This window comes from Rouxiella sp. WC2420 (assembly GCF_041200025.1).
In the GTDB taxonomy this organism is placed as follows: Bacteria; Pseudomonadota; Gammaproteobacteria; order Enterobacterales; family Enterobacteriaceae; genus Rouxiella.
This window is the reverse complement of sequence record NZ_CP165628.1, coordinates 2,038,510-2,062,816: the sequence shown is the minus strand read 5'-3', so window position 1 is coordinate 2,062,816 and position 24,307 is coordinate 2,038,510. Positions and strand designations below refer to the sequence as shown.

Sequence of the window (24,307 nt, the reverse complement as noted above, 5' to 3'; positions counted from 1 at the left end):
AGCATACTATTGCAGCTTGATGGTCATATTTTTTCGCTTCAAGGACGAACAACAGTGGCACTGTCTTTTGAAAATGATTCCACCGCAATTCCGGTTATCGGGGTCGCCGCCGATTACGCCAGCGGTCATATTATTCCTGCCCACTCACACCAGCGCGCGCAGCTGCTTTACGCTATTGAAGGCGTGCTGGTCATTGAAACCGAGCTCGGCCGCTGGGTCGTTCCACCCAGCCGTGGCGTATGGCTGAAAGCCGGTATCAGCCACACGGTTCGCATGCGCGGAGCGGCTCGGATGCGCAGCATCTTTGTTAATCCCGATGCCATCCCGGGATTACCCGACAGCGACTGTGTTATCGATGTTTCGCCCCTGCTGCGCGAGCTTATTCTTGCCGCGACCAAAGTTGAAACTGACTATCAGGCGGAAAGTCGCGATGGCCGCCTGATGCGCTTTATCCTCGATGAGCTCTGCTCGCTGCCGATACTGCCCTTTAATCTTCCATGGCCACAGGATGCAAGGATTATCAGAGTTTGTCAGGCGCTGGTCGAGGAACCTGCCGATGGCCGTGCGGCAAGTGACTGGGCCGCAATGCTGGCGATGAGCGACAAAACCTTTCATCGTCAGTTTCAACGACAAACAGGCATAACCTTTGGTCGCTGGCGACAGCAGGCGCGTCTTCTGATGTCTCTTGAGTCACTGGCGCAGGGCATGCCTATTGTTCAGGTTGCCTTGCAGCACGGCTATGAAAGCCAAAGCGCCTTTGCCGCCGCCTTTAAACGCCAGTTCGGCCTCCCTCCTTCCGAATTTTATCTTTAATCCTCGTTTTTCCTGAGAATAAATCCGGCCAGCATGCAGACCAGCATTGCCAGCCCGGCGATATAAAAAGCGTCGCTGTATGACTGCAGCAGCGCATCGCGGCGCACCGTGTTATTTATTAAACCCAACGCCTGCTGTCGCAATTGCGCGGCACCTGCGCCATACAATGCGCTGGCGTAATCCAGATGACGATGCGCCAACAGATTAACCCACTCCACCAGCCGCTGTTGCGTCGCCTGAGCAAACAGCGTTACCGATTCGCCAATGCGTTGCGCGTGCCATTTTTCGCGCTCGACGACTATCTGGCTGGACAGCGCGATGCCGATAGCCCCGCCGACATTACGCACCATCGAAAACAGGCCTGAGGCAGAACCCAGCTGTTCTTTTTCCAGCCCCTGAATCGCCATCACGCCGAGTGCGACCACCACCAACGATTGACCAATACCGCGCACCACCAGCGAAGGCACAATCACGTTGTAGGCCGCGTTTGGGTTGAGATGAATGTTCATCAGACAGCCGAGGCCGGTGATGGCGAATCCGGCAATGATCGCCGTGCGCGCGCTGGTCCAGCGCATCAGGCGTGGGGTCGCAAACGACATAATAAATTGCACAATGCCGTAGGGGATCATCATCGCGCCAATCTGACTGGCGTTATAGCCGTGAACCTCGGCAAAATAATTTGGCACCAGAAAAACCACACCAAACACCACTGCACCAAAACAAAACTGCATCAGGCTGGCAAGCCCAAAATTATAGCGACCAAGCAGCCGCAGATTGATAAATGGCGTTTTGCTCTTCAGCTCGACATAGACGAAACCCGCCAGCCCCAGCACCGCCAGCAGCGTACAGTTGACGATAAATGATGACGAAAACCAGTCATTGCGCCCTCCCTCTTCCAGCATGATTTGCAGCGCCGAAAGGCCTATCGCCATGGTGATAATTCCCCACCAGTCGCCCTGCCTTAGCTTTTCCAGTTGTACCGGTTGCGGTTTAACCGACCAGCCAATGGCAGCCAGCAGCAGCAGGCCGGGCGGCACCTGTAAATAGAAAATCCAGCGCCACGAATAGGCGTCGGTGAGCCAGCCGCCAAGTGACGGCCCCGCCGCCTGCGCAACGTTATTAGCCACGGCAAACAGCGCCATGCCAAGTGCGTGCTTGTTGCTCGGCAGCTCCCCGACAATCAGCTGGAACGACAGCGGGATCAGTACTCCGCCAAACGCCCCCTGCAATGCGCGAGCAAAAATCATGCTCTGAATGTTGGGCGCCAGCGAGCAGGCAATCGAAAAAAACACAAATCCGGCAGTGCCCACCATCAGTACCCGACGCATGGAAAATATTGAAACCAGCCAGCCGGTGACTGGAATAATGATAATTTCTGCAACCAGATAGGCGGTGGTGATCCACGACCCTTCTTCAAACGTTGCCCCTAGCGAACCACGCACGTTGGGCAGCGAGGCATTGGTCACGTGTACGTTCATGCCCGCCATAAAGCAGCCAACTACGCTACCCAGAACCGCCACCCAGGTACGTAATGAAATTGCCGGTGCCGCTATTTGCCTAGCCATGGTGAGTATCCACCGTGACAATCACTGACATGCCGGGGCGAATTTCGCCGAGCCGCGCCTGCCCCTTGTTCAATCGAATACGCACCGGCATTCGTTGGACTATTTTGGTAAAATTGCCGGTGGCGTTGTCTGGAGGAAGTAGCGCAAACTGCGCGCCAGAGGCGGGCGCAAAGCTTTCAACCGTCCCATTGAAACGTTGGCCATCATAAGCATCTACAGTCACTTCAGCCGTTTGCCCGATGCGCATAAGATCAATCTGCGTTTCCTTGAAATTAGCAATCACATAGACACTGTCAGGCACCACGGCCAGCAACGGCGAGCCGACTTCTACATATTGGCCCACGCGCAAAGTTCGTTCCCCGGCAGTGCCCGCGATCGGGCTCTTAATCTGTGTACTGCCTAAATTGATGCGCGCCAGATTCAGCATCGCCTGCGCCTGCGATTGCAAAGCATCGGCTTTAACCAACTCGGCCTCCGCCGCCTGCCTGTCGCTTGCCAGCACCATCAGGGCCTGTTTGCTCATCAATGCCTGTGCCTGCGCCCGAGCAAGATTGGCCGCGGTTTTATTCATCTCCGCCTTTGCTGCTTCCAGCTGCTGCATACTACTGACATTCTGGCTCATCAGCCGTACTTGGCGACGCTCTTCCAATGCCGAACGTTCAGACTCTGCGCCAGCCGCCCGCACCGCTGCCTGAGCATCGTCAATACGACTTTTTTGCTGAATTTGACGAGCCTGAAGGCTGAATATCCGCGCCTGCTGCACGCTAAGTTCTGCTGCTGCGGCCCTGACAGCGGCGGCGGCCTGACAGACCTTGGCCTGATAGTCGCGAGTATCAATTTGTGCCAACACTTCACCGGCCCTTACCTGCTGATTGTCCTCAACATTAACTTCAGTCAGATAACCGGAAATACGCGGTGCCAAAGTCACAATATCGGCGCGCACGTAGGCATCATCGGTATCGATGAGCCATCGCCCAGTGGTCCACCAATAAATGCCCCACGCCAGCATAATCAGCGCAAGTAACACAATGGCGATAATGGTTCGGGGGCGCGGTTTAGCGCGATAAGGGGAAATAGCCCGTTGCTGAACAGGGGTTGGTTGTACGGTCATCAAAGATTTTCTCGTTTGGCAATAAGGGGAAACTGGGGATTAGCGCGTTGCGGTGTTGGCAATACCACGGCAGGAGCCTGTTGCCAGCCACCGCCGAGGGCTTTGAACAGCGATATCTGAGCATCAATGACCTGCGCATTAACCTGCGCCAGCTGGCTTTGCACGGCGATATCGCTACGCTGCGCGTCTAGATAGTCCAAAGCCGTGGTCGCCCCGGCTTGCCATGAATATTGGGCAAGCTGCAATGCCTGCTGACTGTTTTTATCGGCTTGAGTTAGCGCCTGCTGCTGTTGCTGAATCGCGTCGTAATCCGAGAGATTCTGCTGCACCTCTTTTAAAGCGCCAAGCAGCGTGCCGTCGAAGTTGGCCAGCGCTGCACTTTCCCGCGCGCCAGCCTGAGCAATGCGCGCCCTGGCCTGGCTGAGATCAGGAAACGACCACGAGACCAGCGGCCCGATGCTCCAAACAGAAGCGCCGCTTTTATCCCAACCATCGGGCTGAGGAGCGGAACTCAACACGCTGCTACCCAACGAGATACGCGGATAAAGGTCGGCCGTCGCAACGCCAATTCTTGCTGTAGCGGCAATCAGCTGCTGCTGAGCCTGTAAAACGTCAGGCCGTCGGCTTAACATCGCCATACCATTGGTTGCCTGCACCGCAGAGTGAGCCAACTGCGGTGGCGATTGACAGTCTGCGGCTGCCTGTGGGGGATCGTCTGGCAAATGCCCCATTAACACTGCCAGCTCCGCCAGCGTATTGCGTCGCGCAGCCTGCAAAAGCGGCAAACTGGCTCGGGTTTGCTCAACCTGTGCCTGAGCTCGCACCACGTCGAGGGTGACACCGGCCCCGGACTGGCGCAGCCGTTCAGCGATTTGCTGCCCGTGCTCGGCCATTTCCAGCGAACGCTGCGCTATGCCGATTTGCTGCGCGTAGCTACACGCATCTAGCCAGGCCCGCGAGGTCTCGGCAGCCACCACCACGCGGAGGCCATCCTCTGCCGCCTGCGCCGACTGTGCGTCCGCCTCGGCGGCCCGGCTCAGGGAGTGCAGACGACCGAAAAGATCGACTTCCCACTGCACGTCAATCCCGATTCCGTAACGCGAGCCGGTGCGAATGCCGCTCTGCTGCCGCGCCGCTGCGATTTGGTCATTGATTGTGCTGCCGTAGCCCGCGTTGGCAGAAAACGTCGTGCCGGGCAATCGCTCATCATCTGTCTCATTAAGCACTGCGCGAGCCTCAAGCAATTTTGCGGCAGCCACGCGCAGACTGCGGTTGTTGCTTAAAGCCTGCTCTACCGCCAGATTTAAATTGGAGTCTTGATACAGCTGCCACCATCGATCCGCCAAGGCAGATACCGGCGGCCTGAGGGCATTGAGTGTGACCGTTGCCTGCGGCGGCTGGTCAGGGCCTACGCTACAACTCGAAGATATTAAAGGGATTAAGGCTGCCAGTAGCCTTGTGTTGTTAGACATGAAAAGCACTCGCCAGTGAGAATGCGTCTAGGTTAATGATTAAACAATTGGCTTTATGTCGAGAATTCGACTTTCATTGTCTCTAAATGGACATATTGATAAGGCAGGCTAATCGAAGCATCATCAAGGGCTTATCAATGAGAACTGATTGACGCCTATCGACATAATGCAAACATGCCAGTCTGACTGGCCTTCAGCAAATTAAGGAATTGATATGGAAATTGATTATCGGAAAATAAATCCTGAGCAAATGGCCCAACTCTTTCCTATATTCGAAAAATACATGCGCGGGATAATCGAAAATTCAGTAGGTTGGGATGAGGCTTTTCAGAAAGAAGAATTTAGCTCGAAACTAAAACCAGAATGGTTTCGCTGGGTTTATGTCAATGGACAACAGGCCGGCTTGATATGTGTTCAGCAAAAACCCACCGAAATGTATCTTTATCTAATTATTTTATTTGAAGAATTTCAGGGTAAAGGACTGGCCAGGGCATTGATGCTCAATCTTAAGAGCAGCGCCGAAAGACAAAATCTCAATCTTGCGTGGTCATGTCTGAGCAATAACAAAAAGGCTTTGAGACTTTATGATTCAATGCCCAATGTCAGCAGGCGCACAGAGGGATTGTTCTATCGCTACGTTTGGCGCTAGAGATTAATACTTTGCGCGTAATGGGCCGGAGGAATGCCAACGTAGCGAGTAAACGCCACGCTGAAGGCGCTGGCTGAACCATAACCGACGCGCTCGGCCACCTCGGCGACGTTGCCCTCTTTGTACTGCAACATTTTTTTGGCGAGCGCCATTCGCCAGGCCAAAAGATATTCTATCGGCGCTACCCCGGTGGCCATCCTAAATCTCTCAAAGAAGGTTGAGCGAGACAGAGCCGCCTCTTTAGCCAACAACTCCACGGTCCATTTTTTTGCTGGAGCTTTATGGATTTGCCTGATGGCGGCGGCAAGACGCTCATCAGCAAGCCCGCGCAATAATCCCGCAGACGTGGCGATGGCGCTAGAAGATCTCAGCGCCTCGATAAGCATAACTTCAAGCAGTCGCGGCAAAATAACTTCTCGCGCCGGGCGTTTGTCGCGTGTCTCGTCCACAATCAGTTGCACCAGCGTAGACAGCCTGTTTTCTCCTCGAGCAAGCAGCAGCTGCGGTAAAAGCGAGACCAGTAGCGCAGCGTCGGGCGAAGCAAAATGGATGTGCCCGAGCAACACTTCAACTTCAGCTTTGCCCTCCTGCCTGCCCAGCCTGAAAACGCCTTCTGAGATCATTACCGGTAAAGTATTGAAATGAATAGACTCAGAGGGCGGCAAGCTCGACATACTGAAATCCCAGGCATCGGGAATCAGTACGAAATCGCCTTTCTGCAAGATCAGCGAAGGTTGGTTTAGGACCTCCAGACAGCAGCTGCCTTCGAGTATCACACAGTAAAACGGCCTGCCGGTTTCTGTACGATGCGCACGCCAAGTTCCCGCCGCGCTGACCTGCTTTGAAAAAGAAGCCTGCGGTTGAAGGAGGGTGACAACTTCGGCTAAAGGATCGCTCATAACTGGACTCCTGCTAATGATAACCGGACTTAGCATTATATTAAGTACAGATTGAGAAGACTATAGTTATCTCCTTACTTACTTTCCAGGAGTGATTATGAAAACTGTATTAATTACCGGATGTTCATCAGGATTTGGATTGGAAACAGCACGTTACTTCCTCGAACGCGATTGGAAAGTCATTGCCACCATGCGAACACCGCGTGAAGGTTTGCTGCCTTCTTCAGACAATCTGCGTATCTTGCCGCTGGATGTAACTAATGCGCAAAGCATTGAAAATGTTGTTAAAGAAGCGGGTGAGATTGATGTTTTGGTGAACAATGCCGGGATAGGGATTTTGAGCGCATTAGAAGGTACGTCAATGGATGTGGTGTTTGATATTTTCAACACCAATACCTTTGGCACCATTGCGCTAACACGGGCATTTATTCCCCAATTTACACAGCGAAAATCCGGCGTAGTGATTAATGTCACCTCAACCGTAACACTAAAATCTTTGCCGTTACTTTCGGTCTACGCCGCCAGCAAAGCGGCCGTGAATGCCTTCACCGAGTCTTTGGCACTGGAACTCGCCCCGTTTAATGTACGGGTTAATCTGGTGCTGCCTGGCATGGCCCCGCAAACCGCATTCGGTGAAAATGCGCAATCGCGAATGCAGGATGTTTTCCCGGGTGATTATGCTGAATACGCGCAAAATATCTTCGCCAGCATGCTTAAAACCGAGATAATAACTCATGCCGTTGATGTCGCCGAGGCAATTTGGCGGGCGGCCAACGACGACTCTGCCCCTATGCGAATCCCGGCCGGTGCCGACGCCGTTGCTCTCGCAGCATTAGTATCTGCTTGAAATCGAAGTCCATAGGAGTATTAAGATATTGCAAAGTATGAGGCTTAAAAGTAGCCAAGCTTGCGTTGCTTTAAATTTCTGATATTCAAGATCGACGTTGAATCAAAAATTAATACTTGCGGCGGTGGAAGCTTGCACCGCCGCCCTTCCAGATTGTTTACCTAATCCTCCCTTATATAGCGCAATATAGAACCCAATCAATTTTATAAAAATCATTTACAGCCCTATTAATCAAAATTAATTAAACCGAGTGAGTTGCATATCTATAATGCCCATAAATACTCCAATCTTAATATCTGTAAAATAATAATATTTATTTTCAGCCAAGTGAGATCTACAGTACAAAATAGCAAATGATAAATAATTACCGTTGGCACCAGCGACAGCGTATCGCTAAAATCCCCACCAGCCCCCAAAGATTTAACACTCTAATGAGTAATCAATCAGTTACTAACACTTTTTAAGGTGTGATCTTTTTTTTCGGCTATCAAAAAAACCAAGGCTGACTCTTTTCATTTTAAAAATGGATGAACAATGAAAAGTTATTTATTTAAATTATCATTATTAAGCACGGCAGTGATCTTATCACCTCAGTCTTTGGCTGCTATTAATTTGCCGGATAAAGAGCGCGAAATTGATAATGATGAACAGGTAATTACCAATGAACATGCCAATGAAAATGCAGCTGGATCGTCGAACCCGTGGTGGCCGAGGAATGGCAACCTGGCAATGGTCTGATTTCAAACTTGAGGGCGGTGCCGATGCGCAAATCAGCACTCATCGTAGCAAGCAGAAAACCGGCTGGGTGACTGATGCCAAATTCTATGACTATGGACTGTTCAGCGAACTCACCTGGACAGCAACGTCGCAAAGCCAGCTCATCAGCGGAGCGAGATACGATCGCGCGACGGCAGACAATCATTCGCCTAAAGGCCAGCCAAGGAGGCAATCGGCATTACCCGCTGGCTTTATACGCCTTGAGCATCGGCTGCCAGCGCTGCCATTAATGGTCTATGCCGGTGTCGGTTATACCGAGCGTTTCCCCGATTACTGGGAACTGTTTTCGCCGACTTATGGTGCAAACGACCATTCCAGCGCCTTCGATTCCGTTAAAACCGAGAAAACCACTCAGCTGGATATTGGGGCAATGTTTTCGGGCAAGCAGGTTGAGGGCTGGATATCAGCCTATGTTGGGCAGGTTAATGACTTTATTCTGTTTAGCTATGACCCAAAGAACCTGCGAGTTAGCCAGGCGGAAAACGTTAATGCGGCCATCGCCGGGGGTGAGGTCGGCGCTCGCTATAGCTTTACAGAAAACCTCTCAACCGAGGTTAGCGTCGCGTATGCCTGGGGAGAAAACAGATCCACGCACAGGGCGCTGCCGCAAATGCCACCTCTGGATGCACGGCTAGGGCTGGTCTGGCAGCAAGGTGCATGGAGCACCAGCGGACTGATCAGAATGGTCAGCCCCCAACACCGTATCTCGGTTAATCAGGGCAATGTGGTGGGCAAAGATTTTAGATCAAGTACAGGGTTTACAATTTTTTCCATCAACGGCGCATACGCGTTTGATAAGCAAATAAAATTCAGCGCCGGCATCGATAATATCTTTAACCGAACCTACAGCGAGCACCTTAATCTTGCCGGTAACAGCAGCTTTGGTTATTCATCAAACACGCCGATTAATGAGCCGGGTCGTGTAGGTTGGTTAAAGCTTAACGTGGAATTTTAGTTAATCAGGCAAAGGTAATTGAGATACTAAATGGGCGGCGCAAATCACCGTTAAATGGCTAAGCCCTTGCGGCATGTTACCGACACACTTCTTGGTGTGTACGTTATACATCTCGCCCATAATCCCGGCGCTTTTGCCACCACTTAACGTTTCGAGCAACGTTTCCAGCGTCGTTTCTGTCTCATCTTGCTCACCCAGGGTGGCCAGTGCAGAGGCCATCCAGAAAGCACAGGCGATAAAAGTATTTTCCTCTTTATCAACCCCGGAATAGCGGTAAATCATTTTGCTGTCGGTGCCCAACTCTTTCTGAATCGCCCGCAGGGTGCTGAGCATTCTTTGCGGCGATACTTCTTTGCCGTACTGATGCATCAGCGCCATGGAGGCATCAAGACCCGCAGAACCGGCCCAGAAAGTATAACTTTGGCGTTCTTCGGACCAGCAGTGAGTTTCGATCCAGTCGCGGATCCGGTCTCGTTCGCGCTCCCAGCGTCCAACCCACGTGGGTTCGATATGTTTGCCATGGGTCAGCTTTACGGCCTGATTCAATGCCAGCCAGCAACCCATCTTAGACTGCGTATAATGTTGGGATTCCGGAAGTTCCCAGATACCCGAATCCACCTGACGCCAACTGTCGGCGCAGTGGTTGGCTAACTGACCAAGCAGGCGCGAGGTTTCAAGATCCAACACGTGGCCTGCCTCGATAAACAGCACGGCAGTATCGAGCAAATCACCGTAATTGCTGAGCTGAAGTTGGGTGGCGGCATTGTTGCCCAATCTGACCGGCTGCTCTCCACGATATCCTTGTACCGGGATCATTTTCTCGTCAGGAACGGTTCCTCCATCGAGTTTAAAGCAGGTGCGCATTTCTCCACCGTTGGCATTTAATGCGTCAGCCAACCAGGAAAAAGCCGCCTGACAGTCATCCAGTGCTCCGATGTAAAGGAAAGATTTAATGATCATGCAGGCATCGCGCACCCAGGCAAACCGGTAGTCGTAATTTTTACCGCTGCCAATACCTTCCGGCAGGCTGCTGGTTGCCGCCGCGGCCAGTGCGCCAGAAGGTGAGTACCACAAAAATTTTAGCGCCAGCGCCGAACGCAATACGTGTGACTTGTATTTGCCTTCATAGTGCAGATTATCAACCCAGTCTTTCCAGGCGATATCGCTGGTTTCGATATGTTTGTCGATACGTTCCAGCGAGGGCACTGCCAGCGGTTTGTTTTCAGTTACCAGTAAAGCGGCCAGGTGACGTTCACCTGCCTTAACAATAAAGTTGGCATCGGCCCCATCATCACGACATGAAGAGAATTCGACCTCATCGCGCACACGCAGCATTAACATCAGCTTGCCCACGTGCCAGGTATTTCCCTGCGAAGTGTCATGGCTCCAGGGAGTTCGCGTGTCGGCAGCAGTCCCAATTCGCAGATGCAGGGCCACAGAAACCGAACCTTCAAGCCCCTCGATACGGCGGGCGAATTCGTTCCACGGCAGTCGCCCCGCCAAGGTGCTGTTAATCGATTCAGTTACTCTAATTCGACCATTGGCGGTTTCATAAATTGTTTCCAGCACATTGCTGTTCTCACGATATTGGCGCGACATACGATAAGGTTCATCGGGGACTATTTGAAAATACCCCCCTTTTTCTGCATCCAGCAATCGGTCAAACAATGGCGGTGAATCAAGGTGGGGCACACACCACCAGTCTGCGGAGCCGTCGGGTGCCAGCATTGAAACGGTGCGGCCTTCGCCAACAGCGGCATAATCGCCGAGACTGCAGAACCCGCCACTGTCACGGGGTTCACTCGGATAGTTTTGATTGGTCACGCTGTTTCCCCTCAGACAAGAATTTAAGTATCAAACTGTAAGTTGAAGCAAACCAAAAAAGTCCTTCTACTTAACTTAAGCCTAGCATCTGATTGAATAAAAACTTGAATGGGCAGAATTTCATCATCCGCAAACTTAAAATTAACAAATTAACAACATGGTAGAAATCCAAGGCCAAAAGCGACTAGAATAGCTTTTTTAGGTTCCAGGTAGTTTTCACACGACGACAGACGGATATGTTGGAAGGCAAACGCATAGCGCAGCCCACTGAATCCATTCAGGTGGTAAGTCGCCCTAACCTGGCCCTGTTTGAAGAGTTTCCCCTTTACCAGAAAAGAGAAAGTTACTATGACCCAACAAGACAAGAAAATTCCCGCCACGCTCATTCCAGGTGATGGCATTGGACCGGAAGTCGTTGAAGCTACAGTTAAAATCCTCGACGCTCTGGGTCAGCCGTTTGAGTGGGACGTGCAGCAGGCTGGCGTGGCTGGCGTTGAAGCTTCTGGTGATCCGCTGCCGCAGGCTACGTTGGACAGCATCCGCAAAAATCGTTTGGCATTGAAAGGTCCTTTAGCTACGCCAATTGGCGGTGGTTTCCGCTCTTCAAACGTCCGTCTGCGCGAAGAGTTCGAGCTGTATGCCAACGTTCGCCCCGCACGTACTTTGGTTCCGGGTCGTTTTGAAGATATCGATCTGGTGCTGTTCCGCGAAAATCTGGGCGGTTTCTATGTCTCCCACGAATATTACATTCCGGTTGGCGATGACCCTAAAGCGGTTGCCGTTTCTACCGGTATGAACACCCGTGAAGGCAGCAAGCGCATCGCACGCTACGCCTTCGAATACGCCATCAAGAATGGCCGCAAGAAAATTACCATCGTTCACAAAGCCAATATTCTGAAAGCCCTGACCGGTATTTTCCTGGAAGCGGCTCGTGAAGTGGCCAAAGAGTACGAAGGTCGCGTTGAAGTTGACGACATGATTGTTGATGCCTGTGCAATGCAGCTGGTTCTGAATCCATGGCGCTTCGACATGCTGCTGTGTACCAACCTGTTTGGTGACATTCTGTCGGATCAGATCGCCGGTCTGGTAGGCGGTCTGGGCATGGCTCCAGGCGCGAATATCGGTAAAGATGTCGCCATCTTCGAAGCGGTTCACGGCACAGCGCCGGATATCGCCGGTAAAGGTCTGGCTAACCCGATTTCCCTGCTGTTGGCCGCGGCCATGATGCTGGATCACGTTGGCCTGCAAGATAAAGCCACTCGTCTGCGTACCGCGATTTATGACGTATTGAACGAAGATAACGTCCGTACCGGTGACCTGAAAGGTTCTGCATCGACTAAAGAATTCACCGACGCGATTATCAAACGTCTGGCCGTTTAATTTCGATTGAGAAGCTATCCAGCCCGCCGCGTTAACCTTCACGCGGCGGGTTTTTTTATTCTAAAAAATCCTTCATTACTCCAAACCTGTACAGTTTTTGCAGTAGCCCACTGAAAATATGCAGATGAGGAATAACCGCCAAGGCACAATATCTTGCGCCTTATTGCTCGCGCCGTAAGAGCCGCCATTGGGTTATCGACCTTTATGACTCGGCTAGCCGCAGGCAAAAAATAACAGAATTGTTATAACCTTAAATAATCGTCATAACTCATGAATTTATGACCGAAAGGAACTAGTCTGATCATCGTTATATATATTTATATACAACGAATAAGCCGATTTCTCTTTTGAGGTTTTGCCATGTTGATCCTGATACTCGCTTACCTGGGTGGCATTCTGACGATTGCCAGCCCGTGCATTCTTCCCGTTCTGCCTTTCGTATTTGCTCGCTCGGACCAATCTTTTTTGCGTTCTGGCCTGCCTTTACTGGCAGGAATGGCGTTAACATTTACCCTGGTCGCAACGCTTGCAGCCGTTGGCGGCGGGTGGGTCGTGCAGGCTAACCAGTATGGTCGCTGGATTGCACTGGTACTGATGGCCTTTTTCGGCCTCACGCTGCTCTTTCCGCATTTTGGCGATCGGGTGATGCACCCGCTGGTCTCGGCCGGTAATAAAATGAGCGAAGCTGCGACTCGTGGTCAAAAATCTCAGGTGGGCACCTCTTTCCTGCTCGGCATTGCGACCGGGTTACTCTGGGCACCCTGTGCCGGTCCGATTCTGGGGCTGGTTCTCACCGGTGCTGCACTGCAGGGGGCCAACGTCGGGTCTTCGTTACTGCTGCTGGCCTACGCTGCCGGTGCCGTCACTTCTTTGATGCTCGCTCTGCTTATCGGCGGCAAAGTATTTACCGCCATGAAACGCTCGCTTGGAGCCGGTGAATGGGTCCGCAGAGGGATTGGCGCACTGATGCTGGTCGGCGTGGTCGCCATCGCGCTGGGCCTGGATACCGGTATTTTGACCCGCTTATCCAACCAAACCACCAGCGGTTTCGAGCAAACATTAGTCAATAAATTTGGCCTGAGCCGAACAGCAAACCAGGCGGCTCCACAATCTGATGAAACTGGCCTGCCCGCACTGGCCGACCTCGGCCCGATGCCTTCGTTAAATGGCGCGGTGCAATGGTTAAACTCCCCGCCGCTCACTGCCGAATCTCTAAAAGGCAAAGTAGTATTGGTCGATTTCTGGACCTATTCCTGCATCAACTGCCTGCGCGCGCTGCCTTACGTTAAAGCCTGGGCCGATAAATATCGTAGTCAGGGATTAGTGGTGATTGGCGTGCATGCGCCAGAGTTTGCCTTCGAGCGAGATATCAATAACGTGACCAGCGAAGCCAAAAAGTTGGGTGTCGATTATCCGATAGCTATTGATAACAACTACACCATTTGGCGCGCTTTTAATAATCAGTATTGGCCCGCGCATTACTTTATCGATGCCAAAGGAGAGATGCGCTATGAACACTTTGGCGAGAGCGAATATCCGCAGTCCGAACGAGTAATTCAGGAGTTACTCAAAGAGGCCGGGGCCAAAAATGTTAATACGTCGATTAGCCAGGTGCAGGCGAAAGGTGTTGAACAGGCGGCTGGAAACGAGGGCGATATTTCGCCGGAAACCTATCTCGGTTACATGCGCTCGCAGAATTTCGATTCAGAGATCAAAACCACCGACGCGCCAGCAGATTTTACCCTGCCAGATAAGCTGGCGCTCGATGAGTGGGGTCTTGCAGGCAACTGGACCATTAATGACGAGAAAATCACGCTTAACAAGAGCGGTGGCCGCATCACTTATCGATTCCATGCCCGTGACCTGCATCTGGTTTTAGGACCCCATCAGGCCGGTAAAAAGATCCGCTTCAAAGTCACTGTAGATGATAAAGCACCGGGCGATATGCACGGTTCCGACGTGTCTGCCGATGGCGAAGGCACAGTTTCCGACCAGCGGTTATATCAATTGATTCGCCTGCCGGACGCAAGCGGCGAACACACGCTCTCAATTCAGTTCCTTGATGACGGTGTCGACGCCTACGCCTTTACCTTTGGTTAAAGGTCGTTAAAAACGATGCCAAGCTCTCGGCGCACTTGGTCGAGAGTTTCCATTGTCAGCAAAGAGTCGGCAATCGGGCGAATTGGCGACTCAAGCAGGCCGTCGGCAACACAGGTTGCCAGATGTGCCGCCTGATAATGCAGGCTGTCGTAGGAATATTTCGGCTGTTCGTAAGTGATTTTCTGCTTGTCATTGTTGTAAACGTGGAAGTTGCCCGGCGCGTAGAACATGCCGTCAATAAAGATATAACCTTCACTACCGGCGATAACCGCAGTGCCGGGCGTGTGGCTAAACAGCGTAGTGTGCAACGAAGACTGATTACCGCCGGAGTGCCTAAGAACAATGGAGGCCTGACCATTAACCCCCGTTGGCGCAGTCTGCCCGGAGGCCAACACTTGCTCGGGTTTGCCTAATAGCTTGGTCGCCAGCGCTACCGGATAAGACCCGAGATCCATCAGCGTTCCGCCCGCCAGCTCAGGGCGCATGATGCGGTGATCCTGCTCGAAAAACTCTCCATGGTCGGCAATAATAGTGCGAACTTCTCCGATAGCCCCCTGCTCTATAACTTGGCGAATCACGTCAAATTTTGGTAAAAACGCCGTCCACATTGCCTCCATCAGGAATACCCGATGCTCCCGCGCGGCCTCTTGCAGGCCGCGAACCTGTTCGGCATTAATCGCCAGCGGTTTCTCGACCAGCACGTGTTTCCCGGCGCGAATAGCCTTTAACGCACAGGCGTAATGGGTCGGATGGGGTGTAGAAATGTAAACCACGTCAACCTGCGAGTCGGCAACCAGCTCTTCAACCGAGCCATAGGCGCTGGGGATTGCAAAACGGCGACCAAAACTTTCAGCCTTGTCTAACGAGCTGCCAGCAACTGCCTGAAAAATCTGGCGAGTGTTCTTTTGCACTGCGGCAACAAAACGTTCAGCAACCCAACCAGGTCCAATAACTCCCCAACGCAGGGCCGGTGCGGCTGAACCTACAGGCGTGCGGGCTTCGGGAAGGGTGTAATGAAATTTCATTGTTGCTCCTTAATCTTACGGGTATGGGTATACATATCATGACGATAGTAAAAATCGGCGCGGCATGCGAATGATGGCTTGATGTAAAACAATCAAAAATTTCATTTTGTATAAATTGAAACTTTTATTTTAAAAGCATAGCCTTTATCTACCTACGTTTTGCCCGATTTTAATAAAAAAGATAAATAAACAAGGAGTACCCGATGCAAAAGGCCCTACACGGAATATCGACCAATTATTGCAATATCCTCACCGATGCCAGAATCGCCAAAGAAACCGGCTACGAAAGCCTGGAACTGTTGAGCAGTAAACTGGTGCGTTATCTGGATAACGGTGGCACCACCAAAAAGCTCAAACAAACCTCAGACGGTTATGGATTATCCGTGGGCTGCGTTAATGCTCTGCTGGAAATCGAGCGTTATCAGGGCGATGCCAAGAAAACCATGCTGAAAGAGGCCACCCGTTTAACTCAGGCTGCGGCGGAACTGGATTGTCCTACAGTGCAAATTCTGGCTCTTGACGGTATCGACGACAAGCCGGAGGAACAGGTGATGGACATCATCACCGAGAACGTTGATGCGATTGCCAAAATCGGTCAGGACTACGGCGTTCGTTACCAGATTGAGGTGATTGCTTTCACCAAATTCCGCACGCTTGAGCAGGGGCTGGAAGTCATTCGTCGGGTCGGCAAAGACAACGTCGGCATGGTGATCGATTTCTGGCATCTGTATGCCTCAGGATCAAAACCTGAAGACATTGCCCGACTGGACAAAAACCTGATTTACGGCGTGCATTTCTGCGATGGCCGTTTGCCAAAACCGGGAGAAGCCTGGGACCAGTTAGTGCTGCGTAATTACATGCCGGGTGAAGGTGAAATTGATATTCAGGCTTGGTCAGACGCGGTAAAAGCCACCGGTTATGATGGACTGTGGTCAGCCGAGCTGTTTAGCCCTAACCGCTGGGAGTCTGATCTCTACGATATTGCCATTGAATGCCGCGAAAATATGGAAAAGTATATCGGCTGAATTTAGCAGCAAGGTCACGGACAAATCATTGCCTGATGTTAAGGCAATAAGAAACGTATCAGATCTTCCTCAGGAAATTATCAGGGCCTCATAAAAAAAGCAGGTTGCCCCATTCGGTGCAACCTGCTTTGTTTTTATCGGCTTAAAACTTACTGCGGTTGGATCTGCGCCTGAGCTTTCACCAGCTTACGCGCTTTGGTGACATCTTCCGCTGGCACGGCAGACGCCGCGTTGCCCCAAGAGTTGCGAATATAAGTCGCCACGGCGGCTGTCTGTTGATCCGACAGTTTCCAGGCAAAGCTTGGCATCGCGCCGCTGGTTGGATTACCGACAGTCACTGCACCACGACCACCCTGCAATACCGTCGTCAGGATAGATGAAGCATCAGGAGACATGATTGCCGGGTTGTCCGCCAGGCTGGCCGCCAGATGCGGGATCCCTTGACCATTGCTGTTATGACAGGCCGAACAGTTGGCTTCATAGACCGCGGCACCCATTTTCATTTGTGCATCGTCTGTAGCAATCGCTGCCGGTTTCTTGTTGTTCGAACCCGGTTGTGCCTTCAGATAGCTGGCAATCGCGTGCAGATCGGCATCGGTCAGATACTGCGTCGAGTTAGTCACCGCTTCAGCCATCGGACCAGATGCAACGGCTACGTGGTTGCTGCCCAGCTTGAGATATTGCACCACTTGATCTTCCGACCAGTTACCGATGCCGGTATAAGTGTTGCTGGTAATCTCAGGCGCGTACCAATCACCAAGATTGCTACCCTGCAGATACGCGCTGGTGTCGCCGCCGATGATATTTTTCGGCGTATGACAGGCGGCACAGTGCTCAAGACCTTCAACCAGATAAGCGCCGCGATTGTATTCGGCTGACTTGGCCATATCCGGCTTGAAACCTTCGTTTTTGAAGAACAGCAGGTTCCAACCCATCATCGCCATACGGATGTTATACGGGAACGGTAAATTGGTTTCGGCGACTTTATTGTTCACCGGTTTTACCGAACGCATGTACATCCACAGGTCGTGCATATCTTTATCGCTGACTTTAACGTAATCGTTGTAAGGCATTGCTGGATAAAGATTTTGACCCTCAATGCCCTTGCCATGTCTGACCGCGTTAAAGAATTGGCGTTCGGTCCAGTTACCAATACCGGTATCTGCATCCGGGGTAATATTGCTGGCTACAATACCGCCAAATGGCGTGCTGATTGAATAACCGCCCGAGTAAGCCTCTTTGCTTCCCGGTGCCGTGTGACAAGCCACACAGTCACCGGCAATCGCCACATATTTACCACGCGTAATCGCATCGGCATCGGCAGCGGTCAACGGCTGCTTCATTTGCGTGGAGTTGTCGGCAACATCATCCGCTGATGTATTGCCATTCTGATAAAGTAAAACGCCTGCTACAACGGCGGCAACAATTACGACGCCACCAACAACTTTTAACTTTTTCATATCATACCTTTACCAATGGGCCAGGATTCTTCAGATACTGTTCAAGAATGGCTTTCGCCGTCCACAGACTCAGTGCACCTATCGTTCCGGTCGGGTTATACCCGGCATTATTAGGGAATGACGATGCGCCCAAAACGAACAGGTTATGGGCATCCCAGCTTTGTTGATAACGGTTAAGCACGCTGGTTTTCGGGTCTTCACCCATGACGGCACCACCGATGGTGTGGTCACTGGCAAAGCTGTAAGGCGAGTAGGAAGTGGTGGTTGCATTGGTCCCCAGAACCAGTTTCGCGCCCATCGCTTTACCAATCTCGACGCTTCTGTCTTCAACAAACTTGGCAGAGCGACGGTCATTTTCGTTGTAATCGTAGGTCACGCGCAGCAGCGGATTGCCATTGCTGTCTTTGTATTCCGGGTCCAGATCGAGGTAGTAATCTTCGTGGGAATAGCTGGTGCCCTGACCAAAGATGAAGGTGCCGTTCTGGAAAGCGTGGGTATAGGCTTTTTTCCAGTCTTTGCCCCAGCGCGGAGTGTTCGGCGGCAGCGCATCGGCATTACCAATTGGACGAGCACCGCGCGCGACCACCAGAATGCCTGCCCCGCCGATAAAACCTTTACCGGTGTGGTCAAAGTTATCGCCGTTCCAGTCATCAACCTGCTGGGAAAGTGCGCCTGCGCCGATAAACTGGTTCAGGTATTCGTCTTCGAAGAACAAAGTAGCGCCCGAAACGGTCTGGAAGCTGTAAGCACGGCCCACTACGCCAGTCTTGCTCACCGGATCGTAAGGTTTGCCGATTTTCGATAGCAGCAGCATGCGCACGTTCTGCATTTGGAAAGCAGAGAGCACCACAATACCGGCAGGTTGTTCCCATTCCTGACCGTTACGGTCAATATAGGTCACGCCAGTCACGGTTTTGCCATCTTCAGCTTTATTGATACGCGTTACTGCAGATTCTGTTAGAACGGTAAAGTTCTCACGCTGCATCAGTGCAGGGATAACGCAGGCATTCGGGCTGGATTTCGAGAAGTTGCCGCAGCCGTAATACAGGCAGTAACCGCAATAGGTACAAGGCCCCATGCGCACACCGAGCGGGTTAACGTAGGCCTTGGAAGCCTGACCCGCCGGGACCATAAACGGATGCTGGCCCAAAGATTTTGCGGCATCGCGGAACAGGTCAGTCAAACGCATACCTTCCAGCGGTGGCAACGGATATTCGCTGCTGCGATTGCCTTCAAACGGGTTACCGTCTTCTACGACCTGACCATTGAGCTTGCCGGCTTTACCAGAAACACCGGCGATTTTTTCGAAACGATCGTAGAAAGGTTCCAACTCGTCATAAGTGACGCCCCAGTCCTGCAGGATCAACCCTTTTACAATCTGCTCTTTGCCGTAACGGGCGACGGTTTGAGTATAAGGTTGCAGGTCGAACGGCGTGAAACGCCAGGCCATGCCCGCCCAGTGGGTGCCAGAACCGCCCACGTTGTAACCCATTTCGTTAAGGTTCCAGTCACGGGATGGCAGCGCTTTCTGGGTGATATTATTGCGGAAAGTGGTGGTTTCAACTGCGGGCGGGAGCAGCATGCTGCGACGGGTATCCCAGCGCAGCTCATCGGTATCAATGGAAGGTGGAAAATCAGTGGCGGTTTCAAACCACGGGCCGCGCTCGACGGCAACCACATTCAGACCGGCACGGGTCAGCTCTTCGGCTATTAAAGACCCACACCAGCCCAGACCAACGATGACAACGTCAGCTTTAGGACGGACATTTTTCATATAAGGACTCTTGCTCAATCGAATCAGAATTTCAGCTTAAAGTGAGTTATCAATCAGGCTGGTTGGAATAATATTTAGCTTCTGGCCTTTTTTAGGGATCAGATCGCGGAAGTCATAGCGAGCACCCGGGAAACCGATCATTTTCCAGCTGGCCATATCTTTATTTCCGCCATAAATTGGGTCGGATAAAAAGCCTTCACGGACGTTCTGTAATAACAGCTCGAAGAAAACTTTAGTTTCAACATTCGGCCCTAAATCAAACTTGCCCGCTTCCATGGCGTGCAACACCTGATCCTGCTGATCGCCACTTAATTCGGCGAAATTCTTGCTGAACTGTTTTTGCGTGCTGGCGTCGAGCGCGGCCAAGCCTACGCGATAGCGCTCTGCTGGAGTCTGTGCTTCCTGAGGCCCCTGCTCAGCGGTGCCTTTAACAAAGCGACCAAGACGATAAGTGCTTGATGCCTTGCCAAAATCCCCAGCCAACTGGCGATCGACGAAAGTGGCACAACCGGCTTCTTTACCACTGACACTCAACTCGTCAGCAGGAATAAAACGTTCTGCTATGGCCCCAACGGTGTCGAATTCATGCTGAGTCAGGTATTGCAGGCCACCCTGGCGTGGCTGGGCAAGAGGACGGGTATCCACTTTGCCCGGTTCCCACGGCTGTCCACCTTTCACTTCCTGAGCTTTCGCCAACGGGATCGTCGTCGATACACCCAGCACAGCAATAGAGGATAAAAATTCTCTGCGCTTCATAAATGTCCCCTGCTTTAAATTATATGTTTACTGCAAATAACCAGAGAGTAATAAGAATTAGATATTTAAATAACACAGTCGGGCGACGATGTTTTTTGATTAATAAACAATTTCCGAAGGTCTAAATTAAACGTTTCGTATTGTTTTAATTATTTTTTCCATGAATGAAAACGAAGGAATGATAAACCCATTCAATTGGTGCTGGTACTGCTGGTTTGATGGTTTCCCCTCAAATACCAACATAATTACAACAAAAGTTAACAACCCTGTTCACTAAACCGACAAGATAAAAAAACAAGCGGTTTTACCCACAAGATGATTGCCAAACCCAAAGCGCTGATTAAACTGGCGGTGTTATCGTCATATCTTCGCAAGGAATTCGGATGAAAAAGCTGACCCTCGATACGCTGGCCAAAATGGCCGGAGTGGGTGTAGCCACAGTGGATAGAGTGTTGAACGAACGCGGTGGAGTGTCTCCGGAAACCACCCGCAAAGTCTTACGGGCGGCAAAAGAAGCAGGGTTAAATCGTACCTTGCCCGAGGAGCGGAAAAGCCCGTGGCAGGTTGAGGTCATCCTCAGCTCGAACGATACTTATTTTTTCCAAAAACTGGCGGTGGATTTCAGCGAGGTTGCCAGCTCGTTAGGCTATCGGCGTTTAACGTTACATCGCACGCTAATTTCTGAATCTCAGCCAGAAAAGCTGGCGCAACATATTATTAAATGCAGTGGCCAACGTGATGGCATTATTGTATTTGCGCAAAATCATCCGGCTATTTATGACGCCCTGGCACGGTGTAAAAAAAATGGCGTGCCGGTGATCACGCTAGTCACTGATCTTCCGGATGTTAAACGCCTGTGTCACGTAGGTATTAATCAGCTTCAGGCAGGCCGCACTGCCGGATTGTTAATGGCCAAAATGTTGCGTCAACCCGGAGAGGTACTGGTGGTCAGCGGGCGTTTTGACTTTATCGCCCACCAGCATCGAGTCGAGGGATTCAAGCAGGTTTTGCAGCAGAAATCCCCTGATATCAAGCTAAGAGAAGTGTTGGCGGGAGAAGATCACCGCGAAACGCTGCGCCGCCTGCTTGAACAAAATCTGGCACAGTCGCGAAACATCATTGGTATTTATAACACCGGTGACGTGAATACCGAGGTCAGCGAGGCACTGGCAAGGCACAAGCTGCAGGGGAAATGTCATTACATCACCCATGAACTTTACGACCTTACCCGGAAATTGCTTGAGAGCGATATTCTGTCATTTACATTGGATCAAAACGCGCGCCAGCACGCCCGTTTGGCTCTTAGCCTAATGTTAAGGGCGCTGGAGGATAACTTTCAGCCGGACATTTATTCCGACGGCAAGGTCGAATTCAAGGTGATGACGGCAGAGAATATGGATTGAGTAAAATCCATGCTCAATCTGTACACCTTAATAGTGTGCCGAAACGTTGCTTTGATTGATGATGGCGGGAATCCATCCGCAGTGAAAGTGAATACCGATAACCAATATCGCACAATAAAAAACCCGGCCATCGCCGGGTGTGACATTGGTTAATAATTTACGATCTAATATAAGCTAATAGCCAAATCGCCGTGGTTTGATAGCAATATTTGCCTGCAATATCGGTGCGCAGGCATTTTTGGCGGCGATAACCACATAATTTCCGCCCTCAATCCGCCACAATCCTTCGTCGCTATCCCAGTTGGCAATGACCCTTGGCTCAAGCCTTAATGTCAGGGTTTTACTTTCCCCGGCTTGCAAATCGACCCGTTCAAAAGCCGCCAGCCGTGGCACATAGCTTTTGCTGGCCGGATGAAGGTAGATCTGAGGAATTTCTGCGCCAGCGCGATCGCCGATGTTTTGCACCGTCAACGTGACATAAACACTCTCGCCGTCGGCGCGTACCTGAAGGTCGTTATAGGTAAATTCGGTATAAGACAGCCCAAAACCGAATGGAAATAATGGCGCTTGCCCAGTACGAGCATGCCAGCGATAACCAACGTCCGAGCCTTCGACATTATAATCGACATGAATTATGCCGCCCTTCACCGGACTGCCGGGTAATGAGGTCGTGGTGGCAGGATCAACCTGTTCAGGATGCGGCAACTGTTGCTCGCTGGCCGGGAAAGTCACCGGCAATTTACCGGACGGATTAACGCGGCCAAATAGCACCCCGGCGATCGCCTCGCCACCGCCCGACCCGGGATACCAGGCCTCAAGCACCGCGGGCACGTTATCGAGCCACGGCAGAGTAACGGGACCACCGGTCTCCAGCACCACGACGGTAAGCAAATTTTCAGCGGCAAGGCGCGAAATAAGATGATTTTTCTCGGCGTCTAATTCAAGCCCCTGTGCATCCAACGCCTCGGAACGCCATTCATCGGCAAAAACAATGACCGCATCGGCTTCACGAGCTAAACGCACGGCTTCGGCAACATCGTTTCCGTGGGCAAAAAGCACCTCCGCTGCGTTGGATTCTGCGCGAATTGCCCACAGCGGTGAGGATGGCTGGAATACTTTTTCAGTTTCGATGCCCATAAAATTGATGCCCGGCAAGCGCAGGCTACCCACCGGAGTGACCGCCGACGAGCCGCCACCGGCCAGCACGCCGTGGTCAGCGTGGCCACCGACTACCAGCAGTTTTTTAGCACCCTTTTTCAACGGTAGGCTGTGATTTTCATTCTTCAATAACACAATGCCCTGCTCTGCCTCGCGCTGGGCAGTCAAACGATGGGCCATATAATCAATAGGCCCAAACGGCGTTGCCGGATGCTCGACTGCACCCACCGCGAACAGACTGCGCAAAATGCGTCGCACCATTTCATCAATACGACCCTGTGAAACCTCACCGCGGGCAACCGCCTTGCGCAGCGGTTGATCAAACCAAACTTGCGAGTCAAGATTGCTGCCAGACTGCACATCAAGCCCGGCCAGCGCGGCTTTGGCAGCAGAATGAGTCGCGCCCCAATCGGACATCACCCAGCCGGGATACTGCCAGTCGCCCTTAAGCACTTTGTTGAGCAAAAAATCATTCTCGGACGCCCACTCACCGTTAATCAGGTTATAGCCGGGCATTACCGCTCCCGGTTGACCTATCTCATTGGCGATTTCAAAGGCCAGTAAATCCGACTCGCGCATTGCAGCTTCGTCCAGATCGGAACTGACCACCACGCGGCCGGTTTCCTGAGCGTTGACGGCAAAATGTTTGATGGTCGAAACCACGTGCTGCGACTGAATACCGCGCACAGAATGCCCAGCCATCACGCCAGTCAGTAAGGGGTCTTCGGAAAGATATTCGAAATTTCGCCCGCCTCTCGGCTCACGAATGAGATTAGCGCCGCCTGCCAGTTGGACATTGAATCCTTTGGCGAAAGCTTCGCGTCCGACTAATTCACCGGTTAATTGCGCCATTTGCGGGTTGAAAGTCGAGGCCAGTAACAGGCTTGAAGCCAGCGCGGTGGCGTTATCTCCGGGGCGAACATTGCCCAAAGCGGAGACCCCAAGACTGGCATCGCTCTGCTGCATAGCCGGAATGCCCAGTCGAGGAATGGCGGGATAATAGGCGGCAGAACCAATTGCGCCCTCGGGCAGCGGTTCATCGCCCATCGGGATCGCCATCGGCGCGGAAAGCCAGGAGAACTTTTCCTCTTCGGTCATCTCGTTAAGTACAATTTCTGCTTTCTGATCGGCGGTCAGGCCTTCATGTTGCCAACTGTATTTCACTTGCTTTCTCCTGTTGCTGCGGCGGCTTCCTGAATGGATTACCTCAATAAACAGTAGTTAACCTAGCAAATCACAGTAGCGGTAAAGCAACATAACGTGTTATTGGCATCAAACGCCTTGCCCTCGGAGCCAGAAGGCAAGAGCGTCAGG

The 24,307-nt window shown here is 51.8% G+C and carries 19 protein-coding genes; 9 read left to right on the top strand and 10 right to left on the bottom strand.

All coding sequences use genetic code 11. The features are described 5' to 3' along the window. Window positions 1-54 precede the first annotated feature (54 nt). On the top strand, window positions 55-813 hold the full coding sequence (locus AB3G37_RS09550; protein WP_369790483.1) for a helix-turn-helix transcriptional regulator: 759 nt from the start codon (window positions 55-57) through the stop codon (window positions 811-813). On the opposite strand, the gene AB3G37_RS09545 is transcribed toward AB3G37_RS09550, so the two are convergent. From AB3G37_RS09545 to AB3G37_RS09535, 3 genes are read right to left on the bottom strand one after another with little or no spacing between them, the layout of a single operon-like run. Further along, complete coding sequence (locus tag AB3G37_RS09545) at window positions 810-2,378, bottom strand: MDR family MFS transporter (RefSeq protein ID WP_369790482.1); 1,569 nt, start codon at window positions 2,376-2,378, stop codon at window positions 810-812. The genes AB3G37_RS09550 and AB3G37_RS09545 overlap by 4 nt on opposite strands. After that, complete coding sequence (locus AB3G37_RS09540) at window positions 2,371-3,489, bottom strand: HlyD family secretion protein (protein WP_369790481.1); 1,119 nt, start codon at window positions 3,487-3,489, stop codon at window positions 2,371-2,373. Before AB3G37_RS09540 ends, AB3G37_RS09545 begins: the two co-directional genes overlap by 8 nt. Continuing rightward, window positions 3,489-4,961 (bottom strand): efflux transporter outer membrane subunit, encoded by a 1,473-nt coding sequence (locus AB3G37_RS09535; protein ID WP_369790480.1) that lies wholly within the window; start codon window positions 4,959-4,961, stop codon window positions 3,489-3,491. Before AB3G37_RS09535 ends, AB3G37_RS09540 begins: the two co-directional genes overlap by 1 nt. A gap of 214 nt (window positions 4,962-5,175) precedes the next feature. Between AB3G37_RS09535 and AB3G37_RS09530 the strand changes: the two genes are divergently transcribed. Beyond that, window positions 5,176-5,610: a GNAT family N-acetyltransferase gene (locus AB3G37_RS09530; protein ID WP_369790479.1), complete on the top strand. Its 435-nt coding sequence runs from the start codon at window positions 5,176-5,178 to the stop codon at window positions 5,608-5,610. Here the strand turns inward: AB3G37_RS09530 and AB3G37_RS09525 are convergent. Beyond that, window positions 5,607-6,509: an AraC family transcriptional regulator gene (locus AB3G37_RS09525; RefSeq protein ID WP_369790478.1), complete on the bottom strand. Its 903-nt coding sequence runs from the start codon at window positions 6,507-6,509 to the stop codon at window positions 5,607-5,609. The two genes, AB3G37_RS09530 and AB3G37_RS09525, sit on opposite strands and share 4 nt — an antisense overlap. Before the next feature lie 97 nt (window positions 6,510-6,606). On the opposite strand from AB3G37_RS09525, the gene AB3G37_RS09520 reads away from it, so the two are divergent. From AB3G37_RS09520 to AB3G37_RS09510, 3 genes are all read left to right on the top strand, one after another. Further along, entirely contained in the window at window positions 6,607-7,356 is a 750-nt protein-coding gene (locus AB3G37_RS09520; RefSeq protein WP_369790477.1) for an SDR family oxidoreductase, read from the top strand. Window positions 7,357-7,890: 534 nt separating this feature from the next. After that, the gene (locus AB3G37_RS09515; RefSeq protein WP_369790476.1) at window positions 7,891-8,094 is read left to right on the top strand and encodes a hypothetical protein; all 204 of its coding nucleotides are present in this window, start codon (window positions 7,891-7,893) and stop codon (window positions 8,092-8,094) included. Beyond that, complete coding sequence (locus AB3G37_RS09510) at window positions 8,018-9,088, top strand: TonB-dependent receptor domain-containing protein (RefSeq protein WP_369790475.1); 1,071 nt, start codon at window positions 8,018-8,020, stop codon at window positions 9,086-9,088. The genes AB3G37_RS09515 and AB3G37_RS09510 overlap by 77 nt, the downstream gene beginning before the upstream one ends. Here the strand turns inward: AB3G37_RS09510 and AB3G37_RS09505 are convergent, their stop codons facing one another. After that, window positions 9,089-10,912 (bottom strand): glycoside hydrolase family 15 protein, encoded by a 1,824-nt coding sequence (locus AB3G37_RS09505; RefSeq protein WP_369790474.1) that lies wholly within the window; start codon window positions 10,910-10,912, stop codon window positions 9,089-9,091. Between the two features lie 348 nt (window positions 10,913-11,260). Here AB3G37_RS09505 and AB3G37_RS09500 point away from each other — a divergent pair, with 348 nt between their 5' ends. Together AB3G37_RS09500 and AB3G37_RS09495 are read left to right on the top strand one after the other, a co-directional pair. After that, window positions 11,261-12,292 (top strand): isocitrate/isopropylmalate dehydrogenase family protein, encoded by a 1,032-nt coding sequence (locus tag AB3G37_RS09500; RefSeq protein ID WP_369790473.1) that lies wholly within the window; start codon window positions 11,261-11,263, stop codon window positions 12,290-12,292. 360 nt (window positions 12,293-12,652) lie between these two features. After that, window positions 12,653-14,392, top strand: a complete 1,740-nt coding sequence (locus tag AB3G37_RS09495; protein WP_369790472.1) for a cytochrome c biogenesis protein DipZ — start codon at window positions 12,653-12,655, stop codon at window positions 14,390-14,392. Here the strand turns inward: AB3G37_RS09495 and AB3G37_RS09490 are convergent. Then, window positions 14,389-15,417, bottom strand: coding sequence for a Gfo/Idh/MocA family protein (locus AB3G37_RS09490; protein ID WP_369790471.1), 1,029 nt, complete (start codon window positions 15,415-15,417; stop codon window positions 14,389-14,391). The genes AB3G37_RS09495 and AB3G37_RS09490 overlap by 4 nt on opposite strands. Window positions 15,418-15,620: 203 nt before the next feature. On the opposite strand from AB3G37_RS09490, the gene AB3G37_RS09485 reads away from it, so the two are divergent. Then, window positions 15,621-16,442, top strand: a complete 822-nt coding sequence (locus AB3G37_RS09485) for a sugar phosphate isomerase/epimerase family protein (RefSeq protein ID WP_369790470.1) — start codon at window positions 15,621-15,623, stop codon at window positions 16,440-16,442. Between the two features lie 149 nt (window positions 16,443-16,591). Here AB3G37_RS09485 and AB3G37_RS09480 read toward each other — a convergent pair whose 3' ends face one another. From AB3G37_RS09480 to AB3G37_RS09470, 3 genes are read right to left on the bottom strand one after another with little or no spacing between them, the layout of a single operon-like run. Then, on the bottom strand, window positions 16,592-17,902 hold the full coding sequence (locus AB3G37_RS09480) for a c-type cytochrome (protein WP_009635052.1): 1,311 nt from the start codon (window positions 17,900-17,902) through the stop codon (window positions 16,592-16,594). 1 nt (window position 17,903) lies between these two features. Beyond that, the gene (locus AB3G37_RS09475) at window positions 17,904-19,676 is read right to left on the bottom strand and encodes a GMC family oxidoreductase (RefSeq protein ID WP_009635053.1); all 1,773 of its coding nucleotides are present in this window, start codon (window positions 19,674-19,676) and stop codon (window positions 17,904-17,906) included. Window positions 19,677-19,712: 36 nt separating this feature from the next. Beyond that, on the bottom strand, window positions 19,713-20,432 hold the full coding sequence (locus tag AB3G37_RS09470) for a gluconate 2-dehydrogenase subunit 3 family protein (RefSeq protein WP_009635054.1): 720 nt from the start codon (window positions 20,430-20,432) through the stop codon (window positions 19,713-19,715). 383 nt (window positions 20,433-20,815) lie between these two features. Here AB3G37_RS09470 and AB3G37_RS09465 point away from each other — a divergent pair, with 383 nt between their 5' ends. Then, on the top strand, window positions 20,816-21,835 hold the full coding sequence (locus tag AB3G37_RS09465; RefSeq protein WP_009635055.1) for a LacI family DNA-binding transcriptional regulator: 1,020 nt from the start codon (window positions 20,816-20,818) through the stop codon (window positions 21,833-21,835). A gap of 174 nt (window positions 21,836-22,009) precedes the next feature. On the opposite strand, the gene AB3G37_RS09460 is transcribed toward AB3G37_RS09465, so the two are convergent. After that, window positions 22,010-24,157, bottom strand: a complete 2,148-nt coding sequence (locus AB3G37_RS09460; RefSeq protein WP_369790469.1) for a glycoside hydrolase family 3 C-terminal domain-containing protein — start codon at window positions 24,155-24,157, stop codon at window positions 22,010-22,012. Window positions 24,158-24,307: the final 150 nt, after the last annotated feature.